Raw genomic sequence first — 13,933 nt, forward strand, 5'->3', positions numbered from 1 at the left:
GCGCTCGCGTCGACCAGGTCACCCCGGCAGACGCCGGTTGGTGGGCTGGGCAGGCACTCCGGGTAAGTTGCCCCCCATGACGGTCGTGCACCCGATCAGCCGGGCCTGGATCACCAATGGCGGTACCGGGGCCCAGAATTATGACGAGTTCGCCGACGACGCCGAAATCACCGAGATCATCAAGGCAAACGCGTCCAGTTCGCTGGGCGTCGAGATGCCGCATCTTGCTCCCGAGTCGCTCGGCAAGTCCTTCACCGAATCGCTCCCGGACGCCGTCGTCCGCCTGGAGCGCGCGAAGGCCGAGGGTAAGTACCGGTCCGCCGAGGACGTGGTGGTGCTCTACCGGATCAGCGGTCCGGGCGAGGCGCCCGCGTACGGCTTGTGGACCACTGTCGAGACGGCGCAGATCTCCACCAGCGCCGACGAGCCGGGCCTGGTCATCCGCAACGAGGACGTGTTCATCGCGAAGGTGCGGGAGCGCGTAGCTCTGGCTGACGCGATCGGCACGCTGCTCTCCCCCGTACTCCTCCTCCAGACCGGCAAGGGTGAGGAGCTGCACGCAGCTCTCGCCGCCGCGGTGGACGCCGCCGGTGAGCCGGACGCGACCGACCTGGACGGTACCGGCCGCACCCACGCCATCTGGGTGCTCGGACCCGGTGAGCAGCAGGAACGCCTGCTCGCCCTGGCCGGTGGCGGCGAGCTCGTCGTCGCCGACGGCAACCACCGCAGCCTGGCCGCGCAGACCGGGGGGATCCCGCGCTTCCTGGCCGTCGTGACTACACCCGCGTCGGTCGCGATCCAGCCCTACAACCGCCTGGTGAGCGAGCTGCCGGCGTCGCTCGACGACCTTCTCGCGCGGTTGCGCGCGGCCGGTGCGACGGTCACCGAGCTGCCGCGTGCGGCGCAATTGCCCGCCAAGGGCACCATCGAGATGTACGTCGGGAGCCGCTCCTTCGCCGTCGGGTTACCGCCGGACCCGGCCGGCACGTCGGTGGAGAACCTCGATCACGCCCTGGTCGAGCGGGTGCTCCTGCGTGACGCGCTCGGGCTCGACCCCGGTGACAAGCGGATCTCCTACATCGGCGGCGACTACCCGGTCGAGTGGCTGCGCGACGAGGTCGACAACGGCCGAGCCGAGCTCGCCATCCTGGTCGCGCCGGTGACGGTCGACGACTTCGTCGAAGTGAACCTGGAACGGCTCAAGCTGCCTCGCAAGAGCACCTGGTTCACCCCGAAGGCCCGCGGCGGTCTCGTACTCGCCCAGCTGGGCTAGCACGATGCTCCACCCCCAGGTGAACGCCGCCGCGGCTCTGCGGCGGCGTCCCCCGGCATCACAGCTGACCGGGGATCCGTATCAGGCCCTGCTCGCCGTCAGGGCCGCGATGGAGGAGTCGAACGAGGCGGAGACAGGCCCGGCGCTGCCGCTGCCGGTGGTCGCCGACTTCGACGCCGACGGCGTGCCCTGCCGGCTCTACGCCACGAAGACCGGCGCGCCCGTCCTCGTCTACCTGCACGGCGGCGGCTGGTGCTACGGCAGCATCGAGACGGTGGACCGGTTCTGCCGCCGGGTCGCCGACCGGTCCGGCTGCGCCGTGGTCTCGGTCGGCTACCGGCTCGCCCCGGAACACGCCCACCCCGCCGCGCTCGAGGACGCCGAGACGGTTCTCGCGTACATCCGCTCCAAAGGTCTTGAACTCGGTCTTGATCCCTCGCGGCTGGCGATCGGCGGAGACAGCGCCGGCGGCCAGCTCGCGACCGTCACCGCACGCCGGCAACGCGACGCGGCCACCCCGCTCGACTTCCAGGCGCTGATCTACCCGGCCATCGACCCGCTCACCTCGTCGTCGTCCTACGACGAGGTCGGCTCCTACGGGCTGGACCGTGCCTCGATGAAACTGGCCTGGGAGACGTACGTCCCGGACCCGGCGCTGCGCTTCCACCCCGACGTCGCGCCACTCGCGGCAGCCGACCTGGCCGGCATGCCGTCCACCCTGATCATCACGGCGGAGTACGACGCCCTGCGCGACGAGGGCGCCGACTACGCCGACGCACTGGTCACCGCGGGCGTCCCGGTGGTGCACACCCGCTACATGGGCATGAACCACGGCTTCGCCCGCAAGCTCGCCACCATCGACGCCGCACGGGCCGCGGCGGATCAGGTGGCATCCTCCCTGCGCGCGGCCCTCGTCTTCTGAAAGACTCCGAATATGCGTCTCTACCTGGGATCCGACCACGCCGGCTTCGAACTGAAGCAGCACCTCGTCAACCACCTGATCAAGCAGGGACACGATGTGGTGGACGTCGGACCGCACGCCTACGACCCCGAGGACGACTACCCGGCGTTCTGCTTCCACACCGGCGCACGCGTCGTCGCCGACCCGGGCTCGCTCGGCATCGTCATCGGCGGCTCCGGCAACGGCGAACAGATCGCCGCGAACAAGGTGCCCGGCGTCCGCTCCGCGCTGGTCTGGAAAGCCGAGATCGCCCAGCTGGCCCGCCAGCACAACGACAGCAACGTCATCGCGATCGGCGCCCGCCAGCACACCCTCGACGAGGCCACCGCGTTCGTCGAGGCCTTCATCGCCACCCCGTTCTCCGGCGACGCCCGCCACGCCCGTCGGATCGCACAGCTGGCCTCGTACGAGAAGGACCGCGAACTCCCGGCTCTGCCGGCCAGCTGATCGCCCGGGCCGGCGTCGTCCTTTCCGTTCCTTTCTGTTCCTCTTTGTTCCTCGTGCGCGAGGCCCTGCCCGCCGGTCTGTTCTGTGGCCGCCCAGATCTTGGGCGATTCTGCACCCCCGGGTGTGCGGGATCGCTCAAGATCGCGCGGCGGGCTTCCTGGCGGTCGGCCCCAACGCTTCTTGAGTCTCGGTCGGCCCCAACGCTTCTTGCGTCTCGGTCGGTGCCCGGCGCTCCTGCTCGGCGCTCGGTCGTGCGGTGCTCGGCTCTTGCTAGGCGCTCGGGTCGTGCGGTGCTCTTGCTAGGCGCTCGGGTCGTGCGGTGCTCTTGCTCGGCGCGCGGTGCTCGGCGCTCCTTCTCCGCGCTCGGATCTTGGGCGACTTCGTACCTCGGCGTGTGCAGGATCGTTCAAGATCGCGCGGCGGGCGGCGGGCGGCGGGCGGCGAGCTTCCTGGCGGCCGGCCCCAACGCTTTCTTGAGTCTCGGTCGGTGCTCGGTGCTCGGTGCTCGGTGCTCGGTGCTCGGCGCTCCTGCTCGGCGCTCGGTCGCGCGGCGCTCGGATCTTGGGCGATTCTGCACCCCCGGGTGTGCGGGATCGATCAAGATCGCGCGGCGGGCGGCGACTTTCCTGGCGGCCGGCCCCAACGGTTCTTGCGTCTCAGTCGGTGCCCGACGCTCCTGCTCGGCGCTCGGTCGTGCGGTGCTCTCGCGCGGTGCTCGGCGCTCCTTCTCCGCGCTCGGATCTTGAGCGACTTCGTACATCGGCGTGTGCAGCATCGCTCAAGATCTCGCGGCGGGCGGCGGGCGGCGGGCGGCGGGCGGCGGGTGGCGGGTGCCGGGCGGTGCGCCGTGCGCGGCGGGCGGCGGGCGTCAGCGCCGGGGCAGGTCTTCGCGGGGGAGCCAGTTGCGGCGGACGATCGGCAGGTCACGTTCGGCCGCAGCCATGTCCTCATCGCTGGGGCGGGAGGCATCCCGGGCACGTAGCGCCGCTCCCACACTCACCTGTGACGACCCCGAGCCGACGAGACCCCGCAAGCCGCGTTCGGTCTCCCGGTCGTCCTGCTGACCGCCCGGCGCTGAGACCGGGGGCCGCCGCTGGTATCCGCCGCGCGGCCTGGACGCCGTCACGTCGCCCGCCGGCGGACCCGAAGCGGGACGACCCGGCGATGGATGAGCGGACGTGTGGTGACCAGGCGTTGAAGGAGGAGGCGCCGAGGTGACGGGCGCTGCGGGAGCCGTCGCCGGGGAACCTGAGATCGGCGGCGCAGGTACCGCAGGAGGACCAGGAACCGGCGGACCGGACGCCGGTGGAGCGGGGACCGGGACCGTCGCGCCGGACGCAGGTGGACCTGGGATCGGTCCTCCCGACGCGGGAGGACCTGGCACCGGCGGCCCGGACACGGGTGGGCCGGACGCGGGAGGACCTGGCACCGGCGGCCCGGACGCGGGTGGACCTGGGATCGGCGGCCCGGACGCGGGAGGGCCCGGGACCGGCGGAGCTGATGCCGGTGGGCCCGGGATCGGCGCGACGGGCGCTGGGGAACCGGAGATCGGTGGTGTGGAGACCGGGGGCGGAACCGGTTGGCGATCTTGGATGGTTTTCGGGGAGGGGCGTACCTCGTCGGGCGTTTCCGGGGGCGCCGCCTCGGCCGGTGCGGCTGATCCCGACGGGGGGCGGATGCGCCGGCGCCGGCGTTCGGGCTGAGCCATGACGCCGACGGTACCGCCGTCCCGCACATGTCAGAAGATTTCGGTCGGACTGGGCAGCCGGTGCCAGCGGAACGCCGCCGCCGGGTCGTTGGTGGTCAGCTGCCGGACCCGGCCCGCCGCCGCCAGCACGGTGAGCGAGGTCCCGCCCAGGTAGGCCGCCCCGAGGTCGGTCACCGAGCAGGCCACGTCGGCCGGGTCGCCGGTCGGCGAACAGGCCGCGCCGCCGGGGCCGCCGGTCAGCCGCCAGCGGCCGGAGTTCGCGGTCAGGATCGGGTCGGTGACCTCGAAGACCACGTCGACGTCGGAGGAGTACCTCCGGGCGGCCAGCGCGGCCGGCAGGTCGATCAGGCGGATCCAGAGGCCGTCGGAGACCGACAGGCCGAGACGCCGGGGCTCGTCGGCCAGGTACTGCAGGGGTTCGTCGAGGGCGCCGAGACGGTACGACACCGTGCGAGTCAGGTCGACCCCGAGCAGGAAGTTCCACAGCGCCTGGTAGGTCTCCGGGTCGTCGGCGGCCACTTCGCGTACCTGCACCTCGCCGTCCGGCCCGTGCGCTGTCCAGTTGTCCTTGACCCGCCACAGGGCGTATCCGGTCGGCCCGTCCGGGCCCTCGTGGACCACCGCGCGCAGCGGGGTGGCGCCGTCCCGCTTCTCCTCACGGTCGCTCAGGACGAACCGCCACCATCGATCGTCCCGGGTCGACCAGCCGACCTTGCCGGGGCGCAGCTGGTCGTAGACCTTGCCGATGTCGGCGATCAGCTCCTTCGGCTCGCCCATCCGCAGCCGGCCGGACGGGCCGGACGGGAGACGAACCTCACGATTCATGATCGACATCCCGAGGCGGGAGCAGGCCGGCCCGTACCCGAATCGGGGGTAGATCTTGGTCTCGCTGGCCCAGAGCACGGCGACCGGCTCACGGCCCGCCTCGGCGATGTCGCGTAGCTGGCGATGCATGAGCCGGGTCAGGATGCCGCGGCGGCGATGCGTGGGCAGGACACCGACGCCGGAGACGTGCGCTGCCGGGATCACCGCGCCCGGCACGGTGAGATCGCGGGTGAAGGCGTCGGCATGGCCCACCACCGTCCCGTGGTCGTCCGCGACCAGCGAACGCTCGGTCTCGTAGACCTCGGCCTCCACCTCCGGGAAGACCTTCTCGTGGAAGACCGTGCCGAGCAGGTCGCAGATGGCCGCGAAGTCGCCGGGGGCGGCCGGGCGTACCGAAAGCTCTTCGTCCATGGCATGTGTGTAACGGACTGCTGTGTGCCCGGGCGACCTATTTGTTGGCTCGTTACTCTCGAACTGACGCCAAGCGTGCCGAATGCATGCCGAGAGGGGAAAAATGCCGGAGCAACCGCAGTGGTCCGAGCGGACGCTCGACATGCCGCCGCAGGACCCGTGGGCCGACGCGCCGACCACACCGGTGGACCGTCACGACGGCCGATACGACCAGGCCCTGCAGACGCAGGTGCAGCACCCGCAGAACCAGCAGCACACCCAGGTGCAGCATCCGCAGACTCAGGCACAGCCGCACGATGCGGCGCCGCATGCGAGTGTGCCGCCGTTCGGGCCGCACGGCGCGCATCCGGTGGCTCCGGAGCCGTCGCCGTTCGGTGTCGGCCGGGCCCGGGTGACGCAGAGGCAGCAGCAGTTCGCGGCAGACCACGAGCCGACCGGCACCGGCTGGCCCGAGGAGTCACACCCCGACCCCACCGAGGGCAAGCCGCTGAGCTGGCACATCCGCCGGCTGCGCCGGGGCAGTGAGTGGAGCAACGCGCCGCTGATCTTCGCGTTCGTCTCCTGGGGGATCTGGGTGCTCTCCTCGGAGGGCTCGCTGGTCACCCCGATCATCGTGTTCGTGACGTCGGTCGTGGTCGCGATCGGTGTGTTCGCGCTGGCCCGCCTGGTCGGCCGGCTCGTGCTCGAGCGTCAGCTGGGCCGGGTGCGGCACACCGCCCGCGGCGCGCACATGGCCGCGGGCGTGTTCCTGCTCGGCGTCGGCCTGGCGCACCTGCAGCAGACCGAGTGGGTGATGACCGCCGTCCACTGGGTCACCGACCTCTTCACCGGCTGAGTCAGCTGACCGGTTTGCCGCCGGTGATGCCGAGGACCTCGCCGGTCGTGTAACTCGAGTCGGGGCTCGCGAAGTAGACGTACGCGGCGGCCAGTTCGGCGGGCTGGCCGGCGCGGCCGAGCGGGGTGTCGCCGCCGAACTTCGCGACCTTCTCGTCGGGCATGGTGGACGGGATCAGCGGGGTCCAGATCGGGCCGGGCGCGACGGCGTTGACCCGGACGCCCTTCTCGGCCATCTCCTCGGCGAGCGCCTTCGTGAAGGCCACGATGCCGCCCTTCGTGGTGGCGTAATCGAGCAGCTGGCTCGACGAGAGGTACGCCTGCACCGACGCGGTGTTGATGATCGTGGCGCCGGGCCGCAGGTGCGGGGCGGCCGCGCGGCAGAGCCAGAACATCGCGTACAGGTTGGTCTTCATGACCCGGTCGAACTGCTCGTCGGTGATGTCGGAGATCCCGCCGGGCTGCGCCATCTGGTAGGCGGCGTTGTTCACCAGGACGTCCACGCCGCCGAGCTCGGACACCGCCCGGTCGATGATGGCCCGGCAGTGCGCCTCGTCGCGGATGTCGCCGGGTACGGTCACCGCCTTGCGCCCGGCCTTCTCGATCCAGCCGGCCGTGTCCCGGGCGTCCGCCTCCTCCTCCGGCAGATACGAGATCAGGACGTCGGCGCCCTCCCGCGCGTACGCGATGGCTACCGCCCGGCCGATCCCGGAGTCCCCGCCCGTGATGATCGCCTTCCGGCCGGTGAGCTTGCCGCTGCCGCGGTAACTCTCCTCACCGTGGTCGGGGCGGTCCGGCATCGCGGACGTCGAGCCCGGTGGGGTCTGGTCGCCGCCGTCGAGTTCCGGCTTCGGGTACTGGCTACGCGGGTCCACGGGTCCTCCTTCTGGGGAACGGTCGACAACCGTGTTCCCGCGACATGTGCGAATAATCGGATCAGGGGTAACCGGCGCCGCATGGGGGACTCTCGGGTAGGCGTCGTGGTCATCACCTGGCAGCGGCGGGACGAGGCGCTGACCTGTGTGGAGCGATTACTGGCATTGCCGGAGCAGCCGCATGTGGTGCTCGTCGACAACGGATCGCAGGACGGCACCGCGGACGCGGTCCGCGAACGCTTCCCGGCGGTGGAGGTGGTCGCTCTGGGCGAGAATCTCGGGGCGGTGGGTCGCAACATCGGGGTACGCCGGCTCCGCACGCCCTATGTGGCGTTCTGCGACGACGACACCTGGTGGGCGCCGGGGTCGCTGGCCCGCGCCGCCGACGTCCTCGACGCGCATCCCCGGCTGGCTCTGGTCAACGCCCGGATCGTGGTCGAGCCGTCCGGCCGGGAGGATCCGATCGTGGCGGAGCTGCGCGATTCGCCGGTCCCCGGCCCCGATTGGTTGCCCGGCCCGGCCCTGGGCAGTTTCCTGGCCGGCGCCTCGGTGGTCCGGCGGGACGCGTTCGAGCAGGCCGGCGGATTCCATACGCGGCTCTGGCTGGGCGGGGAGGAGGAGTTGCTCGCCACCGATCTGCTCGCGGCCGGGTGGGAGCTCTGCTATCTGGAGGATCTGACCGCGCACCACCGGGCCTCGCTGCTGCGCGACGCCGGTCACCGGCGCCGGGTCGGCCTGCGCAACACGCTCTGGTTCACTTGGCTGCGGCGGCCGGCCGGAGCGGCGATCCGGCGGACGTACTTCCTGGCGACGACCGTCCCGCGGGACCGGACCTCGCTGCTCGGCGCGCTCGACGCGGTCCGCGGGCTCGGCTGGCTCGTGGCGGACCGCAGACCCCGGCCGGCGGTGGTCGAGGCGCGACTCGCCCGGCTCGACGAGGCGCAACGGCGTTCCCTAGCGCGCCGATATGTGGGCTGAGCTTCTCCCGTACCGTCAAATGCCCTCTGATTTATTGATCCAACCCGCCTTGTAGCTGTCCGGGGAGACGTCGCCGGGGTTGGTGCGGCGGCGGAACGCGAGGTAGCCGCCGAGGAGGGCGACCGCGGCGAGGAGGACCACGATGAAGGTGAACATGCACTGACGGTAATCGGCGCGGGCTCGTTCCACCCGCGCCGATCGTGTTGATCAGAATCGGTCAGCTGGTCAGGATCTTGCCCGTCTCCAGGAGCGACTTGAGGTCGCTGAGGACCCAGGCCCAGCCGCCGCCGCCCTCGGCGCCCGCGTCCGGGTTGCCCTGGACCATCGTGCCGGTCGCCGGGGCGCCGGTCACGTCGTGCGTGATGGTGACCCGCTGGACGCCCGGGGAGGACTCCTCGATCTCGTAGGTCAGCGTGGTGAACGGCTCCGCCGCGGTGGTCGGATCCATCAGCATCCGCCAGGTCAGCACGAGCCGGCGGGGCTCGTCCGCCTCGAGGACCTCGCCGTCGACGATGGTGTCCGGCATCGGGAAGCCGCCGGCCGCGGCGTAGTCCTTCATCTCCTGGGTGGCGGTCGAGTAGAACTTGCCGCCCTTCTTCAGCTCGTAGAACTGAGGCGCGGCGTACCCGTATTGCTTGTTCCACTCCGGGTCGGTGATCGCGGTCCAGATCTTCTCCGGCGCCGCCTTGATCCAGATGCGGTAGACCTGCGTCGTGCTCATGGCTCTTCCTCCAGCTGTCGCTTGAGATCGATCAGTGCGGTGACCTGGTGCTCGGTGTACTTGTCGATCCACCTGTCGTGGATCTGCCGAATCGGCACGGGATTCAGGAAGTGCAACTTCTCCCGGCCTGATCGGCGCACGACGACGAGACCCGCTTCCTCGAGCACCTTCAGGTGCTTGGCGACGCCGAACCGGGTCATCTCCAGCTCCGACTCCAGCTCCGACTGCGTGCGGCCGTCACGCGCGAACAGGAGATCGAGCAGGAAGCGGCGGCTCGGATCGGCCAAGGCCTTGAACACCCGATCGTCGTCCGTCATGACGCAAAGTTATGTGACCATTCGGTCACCTGTCAAGGCGGACGTTTGCCGCTCCTGACTCCGTGACGCAGCTGATGAGCGATCCGCAGCTGCTCCGACGCCCGAACGCATGCAGGCGCCCGCATCGCCGAGTGTGGCGACCAGGGCTGGTGTGCGCGGGAGAGAAGGCGAAGTCTCTGCGGAACCGGCAACCGCCCAGCGGCAGGGGCCGCGAGATCGCGCAGGGCCCCGGCGTCGGAGGGCGAGCAACGCCGAGGATCGCGGCCACCGGCACGCAAGATCCACTGGCGGGTGAAACACGTCGGCCCTGGTCCGCGGATTTCTCCGCTGACCAGGGCCGATGTAAACCGAGCGGGCGACGAGAATCGAACTCGCGTAATCAGTTTGGAAGACTGAGGCTCTACCATTGAGCTACGCCCGCATGAGCCCTGGTTTTCACCGGCGCTCGGGGTACAGCTTACTGAATCAACTCCCGTCCGCGCGAACCGGATTCCCCAGCAGGTGACTCCAGCGCACACGCAGGCAAGCCGACCGCATACACTGGCCGTCGCCACGGGGTGTGGCGCAGCTTGGTAGCGCACTCGCTTTGGGAGCGAGGGGCCGTGGGTTCAAATCCCGCCACCCCGACTTGTGACCTACTGTCCGCAGCAACAAGGAGTACGCCTGTGAAGAGCACCGTCGAGACTCTGAGCCCGACTCGGGTGAAGCTCGCCATCGAGGTGCCGTTCGACGAGCTCAAGCCGAGCCTGCAGAAGGCGTACCGGGAGATCGGCGCGCAGGTGCAGGTGCCCGGCTTCCGTCGCGGCAAGATCCCGGCGGCGGTGATCGACCAGCGTGTCGGCCGCGGCGCGGTCCTCAACGAGGCCGTGCAGGAGGCGATCCCGCAGCAGATCCTCGCCGCGGTGCAGGAGCACGACGTCAAGACGCTCGGCCGCCCCGAGGTGGAGATCACCGAGTTCGCCGACAACGCGCCGCTGAAGTTCACGGCCGAGGTCGACGTGCGCCCGGAGATCACCATCCCGGACCTCTCCACGATCGCCGTGACGGTTCCGGCCGTCGCCATCGGCGACAACGAGATCGACGAGCAGATCAACGGCCTGCGTGAGCGCTTCGCCACCCTGAAGACCGTCGAGCGCCCGGCCGCCGAGGGCGACTACGTGCAGCTCGACCTCAACGCCACCGTCGACGGCGAAGAGGTTCCGGGCGGCTCGGCCACCAACATCTCCCACGAGGTCGGCAGCAAGCAGCTGCTGCCCGGTCTGGACGAGGTGCTCGTCGGCCTCTCCGCCGGCGAGGAGGCTACCTTCACGACCCAGCTCGTCGGCGGCGACTTCGCCGGCCGCGACGCCGAGGTGAAGGTCGTCGTGCGCACCGTCAAGGACAAGCAGCTGCCCGAGATCGACGACGAGTTCGCCCAGCTGGCGAGCGAGTTCGACACCCTCGAGGAGCTCAAGGGCGACCTGAACGAGCGGCTCAGCAAGGTCAAGAAGGTCGAGCAGATCTACGCGGCCCGTGACGAGGCTCTCAAGCAGCTCGTCGAGGCGGCGAACATCCCGGCGCCCGAGGGCGTCGTCAAGGAGGAGGTCGAGGGCCGCAAGCAGGCCATGACCGACCAGCTCGAGCGGATCGGCGCGACCCTGGCCGACTACCTCGCCTCCGAGGAGAAGACCGAGGAGCAGATCGACCAGGAGCTGACCGAGGCGGCCGAGGAGGGCGTCCGGATCCAGCTGCTGCTCGACACCATCGCCGACGCCGAGGACGTCCAGGTCTCCGACGACGAGTTCGGCCACGAGATCGTGCACCGGGCGCAGCGTGCCCAGATGCAGCCCCAGCAGTACTACGACCAGCTGGTGCGCTCGGGCTCCGCGGCCGCCGTCTTCGGCGACGTGCGCCGGGGCAAGGCGCTGGCCTCGGTCATGGAGCAGGTCACCATGAAGGACGAGGACGGCAACACCCTGTCCCTCGACGACCTGCGCGCGGCCAGCGAGGACGAGCACGCCGGTCACAACCACTGAGCCTTTTTCAACGTGGCGAGGGCCTCGCGTGCCGGCGCCGGACGACGGCCCGGAACCCTCAGGCCCGATGTCAGGTTGAGAATTGCTCACTGATACACCAGCCAGACGGCCACCGGACGGGCGCGCGAGCGTCCGCTCGGTGGCCGCTGTCTTTCCCGGGCGCGTGCGCTGTCAGCGAACACCTGCCCGAGCGGGAAGCTGATGCGCATCCGACCAGTTAGGTTGGTCGTACGACGGACAACCTGCCGGCCGGAACGACTCGGCCGACACAGTCAGCTGTGAAGGGCTGCCATGACCGATCTCCACATCCCCGCCACCCCCGTGGCGCGGCGGGGCGAAGCACTCAGTGGCAACCTCGACGATTCGGTCTACAACCGCCTGCTGCGTGAGCGCATCATCTTTCTCGGCAGCGAGGTGACCGACGCGGTCGCCAACCGCATCTGCGCGCAGCTGCTGCTGCTCTCCGCCGAGGACCCGGAGGCCGACATCCACCTCTGGATCAACTCGCCGGGCGGCTCGGTCTACTCGGGCATGGCGATCTACGACACGATGCAGTTCATCGACAACGACGTGTCCACCGTCGGGATGGGCATGGCGGCCTCGATGGGGCAGTTCCTGCTCTGCGCCGGCGCCGCCGGCAAGAGGTACGCCCTGCCGCACGCGCGCATCATGATGCACCAGCCTTCGGGTGGCATGGGTGGCACGGCCGCCGACATCGCCATCCAGGCGGAGCAGATGCTCTACACCAAGAAGATGTTCCAGGAGCGGATCGCCCACCACACGGGACAGACTCCTGAGCAGATCGCCACCGACTTCGACCGGGACCGCTGGTTCACGGCCGCGGAGGCGAAGGACTATGGCTTCATCGACAAGGTGATCACCGGGGCCACGCAGGTCCCGGACGGTGCCGGAACGCTGAACTGAGGAGCTGAACCATGACCGACCTTTCCATGCCTCCCGGGTTCGCTCCGGTGCACAACCGCTACGTGCTGCCCTCGTTCTCCGAGCGCACCTCGTGGGGGATCAAGGAGTCGAACCCGTACAACAAGATGTTCGAGGACCGGATCATCTTCCTCGGGGTCCAGGTGGACGACGCGTCGGCGAACGACGTGATGGCCCAGCTGCTGACGCTGGAGAGCACCGACCCGGACCGCGACATCCTGATGTACATCAACTCGCCCGGCGGCTCCTTCACCGCGATGACGGCGATCTACGACACCATGCAGTACGTGCGTCCCGACATCAGCACGGTCTGCCTGGGCCAGGCGGCCAGCGCCGCCGCGGTCCTGCTCGCCGGTGGCACCCCGGGCAAGCGGATGGCGCTCCCGCACTCGCGGATCATCATCCACCAGCCGGCCACCGAGGGCGGTTACGGCCAGGGCTCGGACATCGAGATCCAGGCCCGCGAGATCATGCGGATGCGGACCCAGCTCGAGGACATGATCGCGCACCACGCGAAGCGCCCGGTCGAGAAGGTCCGCAAGGACATCGACCGCGACAAGATCATGACGGCCGACGAGGCCAAGGAGTACGGCATCGTCGACGTCGTGCTGGCGACCCGCAAGAAGAGCCTGCAAGCGGTCGGCGCGAGTAACTGAGTGCTCGATGTCAGGGGCCGGCGGTCGGTGGTTAGACTGACCGACCCCTGACACGCCCGTTTTGGGGGTCGGAGAACTGCCCGGTAGCGGGTAACGTCGAGTCTGCAGCCTCAGTTACGCGGGTCGGCGGACGATGAGATGGCAACGAGGCATTCCGTCCTCGGAAACGGACCGGTCGGCGATCGGCCATTGAACGCAGGGAGAACGTAGGTGGCACGGATCGGCGACGGTGGCGACCTACTCAAGTGCTCCTTCTGTGGGAAGTCGCAGAAGCAGGTCAAGAAGCTCATCGCGGGCCCTGGGGTCTACATCTGCGACGAGTGCATCGACCTCTGCAACGAGATCATCGAAGAGGAGCTGGCCGAGACCGGCGAGGTGAAGTGGGAAGAGCTTCCCAAGCCGATGGAGATCTGCTCATTCCTGGACAACTACGTTGTCGGCCAGGAGCAGGCGAAGAAGGCGCTCTCCGTCGCGGTCTACAACCACTACAAGCGGATTCAGGCCGAGTCGAACGGCGCCCCCGGTGGGGGTAGCGACGTCGAGGTGGCCAAGTCCAACATCATGCTCATCGGCCCCACCGGCTGCGGCAAGACACACCTCGCCCAGACGCTGGCCCGGATGCTCAACGTGCCGTTCGCGATCGCGGACGCCACGGCGCTGACCGAGGCCGGTTATGTCGGTGAGGATGTGGAGAACATCCTGCTGAAGCTGATCCAGGCGGCCGACTACGACGTCAAGCGCGCCGAGCAGGGGATCATCTACATCGACGAGGTCGACAAGATCGCTCGCAAGAGCGAGAACCCGTCGATCACCCGTGACGTCTCCGGTGAGGGCGTCCAGCAGGCGCTTCTCAAGATCCTTGAGGGCACTGTCGCGAACGTTCCGCCGCAGGGCGGACGCAAGCACCCGCACCAGGAGTTCATCCAGATCGACACGACGAACGTGCTGTTCATCGTCGGCGGTGCCTTCG

At 69.5% G+C, this 13,933-nt stretch carries 15 protein-coding genes and 2 tRNA genes (1 of these 17 running past the window's edge); 10 read left to right on the forward strand and 7 right to left on the reverse strand.

Annotated features, from left to right (window positions below; translation table 11 throughout):
- Window positions 1–76 precede the first annotated feature (76 nt).
- From EP757_RS16005 to EP757_RS16015, 3 genes are read left to right on the forward strand one after another with little or no spacing between them, the layout of a single operon-like run.
- Window positions 77–1,273: a DUF1015 family protein gene (locus EP757_RS16005; protein WP_127546888.1), complete on the forward strand. Its 1,197-nt coding sequence runs from the start codon at window positions 77–79 to the stop codon at window positions 1,271–1,273.
- 4 nt (window positions 1,274–1,277) lie between these two features.
- The gene (locus EP757_RS16010; protein WP_127546890.1) at window positions 1,278–2,195 is read left to right on the forward strand and encodes an alpha/beta hydrolase; all 918 of its coding nucleotides are present in this window, start codon (window positions 1,278–1,280) and stop codon (window positions 2,193–2,195) included.
- 12 nt (window positions 2,196–2,207) lie between these two features.
- Entirely contained in the window at window positions 2,208–2,681 is a 474-nt protein-coding gene (locus EP757_RS16015) for a ribose-5-phosphate isomerase (RefSeq protein ID WP_127546892.1), read from the forward strand.
- A gap of 868 nt (window positions 2,682–3,549) precedes the next feature.
- Here the strand turns inward: EP757_RS16015 and EP757_RS43375 are convergent.
- Together EP757_RS43375 and EP757_RS16030 are read right to left on the reverse strand one after the other, a co-directional pair.
- Window positions 3,550–3,936, reverse strand: coding sequence for a hypothetical protein (locus EP757_RS43375; protein WP_370457855.1), 387 nt, complete (start codon window positions 3,934–3,936; stop codon window positions 3,550–3,552).
- 483 nt (window positions 3,937–4,419) lie between these two features.
- The gene (locus EP757_RS16030) at window positions 4,420–5,625 is read right to left on the reverse strand and encodes a GNAT family N-acetyltransferase (protein WP_127546897.1); all 1,206 of its coding nucleotides are present in this window, start codon (window positions 5,623–5,625) and stop codon (window positions 4,420–4,422) included.
- A 103-nt stretch (window positions 5,626–5,728) separates the two neighbouring features.
- On the opposite strand from EP757_RS16030, the gene EP757_RS16035 reads away from it, so the two are divergent.
- Window positions 5,729–6,460, forward strand: a complete 732-nt coding sequence (locus tag EP757_RS16035) for a DNA-directed RNA polymerase II (protein ID WP_127546899.1) — start codon at window positions 5,729–5,731, stop codon at window positions 6,458–6,460.
- 1 nt (window position 6,461) lies between these two features.
- Here the strand turns inward: EP757_RS16035 and EP757_RS16040 are convergent, their stop codons facing one another.
- Window positions 6,462–7,334 (reverse strand): SDR family oxidoreductase, encoded by an 873-nt coding sequence (locus EP757_RS16040; protein ID WP_127546901.1) that lies wholly within the window; start codon window positions 7,332–7,334, stop codon window positions 6,462–6,464.
- A gap of 81 nt (window positions 7,335–7,415) precedes the next feature.
- On the opposite strand from EP757_RS16040, the gene EP757_RS16045 reads away from it, so the two are divergent.
- Entirely contained in the window at window positions 7,416–8,312 is an 897-nt protein-coding gene (locus EP757_RS16045) for a glycosyltransferase family 2 protein (RefSeq protein ID WP_127546903.1), read from the forward strand.
- A gap of 15 nt (window positions 8,313–8,327) precedes the next feature.
- Here EP757_RS16045 and EP757_RS42805 read toward each other — a convergent pair whose 3' ends face one another.
- The 4 genes from EP757_RS42805 to EP757_RS16060 form a co-directional block, all read right to left on the reverse strand.
- The gene (locus tag EP757_RS42805) at window positions 8,328–8,468 is read right to left on the reverse strand and encodes a hypothetical protein (RefSeq protein WP_160165806.1); all 141 of its coding nucleotides are present in this window, start codon (window positions 8,466–8,468) and stop codon (window positions 8,328–8,330) included.
- A 61-nt stretch (window positions 8,469–8,529) separates the two neighbouring features.
- Window positions 8,530–9,033, reverse strand: a complete 504-nt coding sequence (locus EP757_RS16050; protein WP_127546905.1) for an SRPBCC domain-containing protein — start codon at window positions 9,031–9,033, stop codon at window positions 8,530–8,532.
- Entirely contained in the window at window positions 9,030–9,350 is a 321-nt protein-coding gene (locus EP757_RS16055; RefSeq protein WP_127546907.1) for a helix-turn-helix transcriptional regulator, read from the reverse strand. Before EP757_RS16055 ends, EP757_RS16050 begins: the two co-directional genes overlap by 4 nt.
- Window positions 9,351–9,700: 350 nt before the next feature.
- A tRNA-Gly gene (locus tag EP757_RS16060) sits at window positions 9,701–9,771 on the reverse strand.
- A 132-nt stretch (window positions 9,772–9,903) separates the two neighbouring features.
- Here EP757_RS16060 and EP757_RS16065 point away from each other — a divergent pair.
- From EP757_RS16065 to clpX, 5 genes are all read left to right on the forward strand, one after another.
- Window positions 9,904–9,977 (forward strand) — tRNA-Pro (locus EP757_RS16065).
- 38 nt (window positions 9,978–10,015) lie between these two features.
- On the forward strand, window positions 10,016–11,365 hold the full coding sequence (gene tig, locus EP757_RS16070) for a trigger factor (RefSeq protein WP_160165807.1): 1,350 nt from the start codon (window positions 10,016–10,018) through the stop codon (window positions 11,363–11,365).
- Window positions 11,366–11,656: 291 nt separating this feature from the next.
- Window positions 11,657–12,289, forward strand: a complete 633-nt coding sequence (locus EP757_RS16080) for a ClpP family protease (protein WP_127546911.1) — start codon at window positions 11,657–11,659, stop codon at window positions 12,287–12,289.
- Window positions 12,290–12,300: 11 nt separating this feature from the next.
- Window positions 12,301–12,963, forward strand: a complete 663-nt coding sequence (locus tag EP757_RS16085; RefSeq protein WP_127546913.1) for an ATP-dependent Clp protease proteolytic subunit — start codon at window positions 12,301–12,303, stop codon at window positions 12,961–12,963.
- A gap of 210 nt (window positions 12,964–13,173) precedes the next feature.
- Window positions 13,174–13,933, forward strand: partial view of an ATP-dependent Clp protease ATP-binding subunit ClpX gene (gene clpX / locus EP757_RS16090; RefSeq protein ID WP_127546915.1) — the 5' portion only. It continues 533 nt past the right edge of the window; the window shows 760 of its 1,293 coding nt (coding positions 1–760); it begins with the start codon at window positions 13,174–13,176; its stop codon lies beyond the right edge, outside the window.

Source organism: Actinoplanes sp. OR16 (assembly GCF_004001265.1).
Taxonomy (GTDB): Bacteria; Actinomycetota; Actinomycetes; order Mycobacteriales; family Micromonosporaceae; genus Actinoplanes.

Bases quoted from the DNA above. Each gene is read 5' to 3' on its own strand.
- EP757_RS16050 (WP_127546905.1), bottom strand. From the start codon at position 9,033: ATGAGCACGACGCAGGTCTACCGCATCTGGATCAAGGCGGCGCCGGAG.
- EP757_RS16015 (WP_127546892.1), top strand. From the start codon at position 2,208: ATGCGTCTCTACCTGGGATCCGACCACGCCGGCTTCGAACTGAAGCAG.
- EP757_RS16085 (WP_127546913.1), top strand. From the start codon at position 12,301: ATGACCGACCTTTCCATGCCTCCCGGGTTCGCTCCGGTGCACAACCGC.
- EP757_RS16045 (WP_127546903.1), top strand. From the start codon at position 7,416: ATGGGGGACTCTCGGGTAGGCGTCGTGGTCATCACCTGGCAGCGGCGG.
- EP757_RS16080 (WP_127546911.1), top strand. From the start codon at position 11,657: ATGACCGATCTCCACATCCCCGCCACCCCCGTGGCGCGGCGGGGCGAA.
- EP757_RS42805 (WP_160165806.1), bottom strand. From the start codon at position 8,468: ATGTTCACCTTCATCGTGGTCCTCCTCGCCGCGGTCGCCCTCCTCGGC.
- EP757_RS16010 (WP_127546890.1), top strand. From the start codon at position 1,278: ATGCTCCACCCCCAGGTGAACGCCGCCGCGGCTCTGCGGCGGCGTCCC.
- EP757_RS16005 (WP_127546888.1), top strand. From the start codon at position 77: ATGACGGTCGTGCACCCGATCAGCCGGGCCTGGATCACCAATGGCGGT.
- EP757_RS16055 (WP_127546907.1), bottom strand. From the start codon at position 9,350: ATGACGGACGACGATCGGGTGTTCAAGGCCTTGGCCGATCCGAGCCGC.
- EP757_RS16035 (WP_127546899.1), top strand. From the start codon at position 5,729: ATGCCGGAGCAACCGCAGTGGTCCGAGCGGACGCTCGACATGCCGCCG.
- EP757_RS16030 (WP_127546897.1), bottom strand. From the start codon at position 5,625: ATGGACGAAGAGCTTTCGGTACGCCCGGCCGCCCCCGGCGACTTCGCG.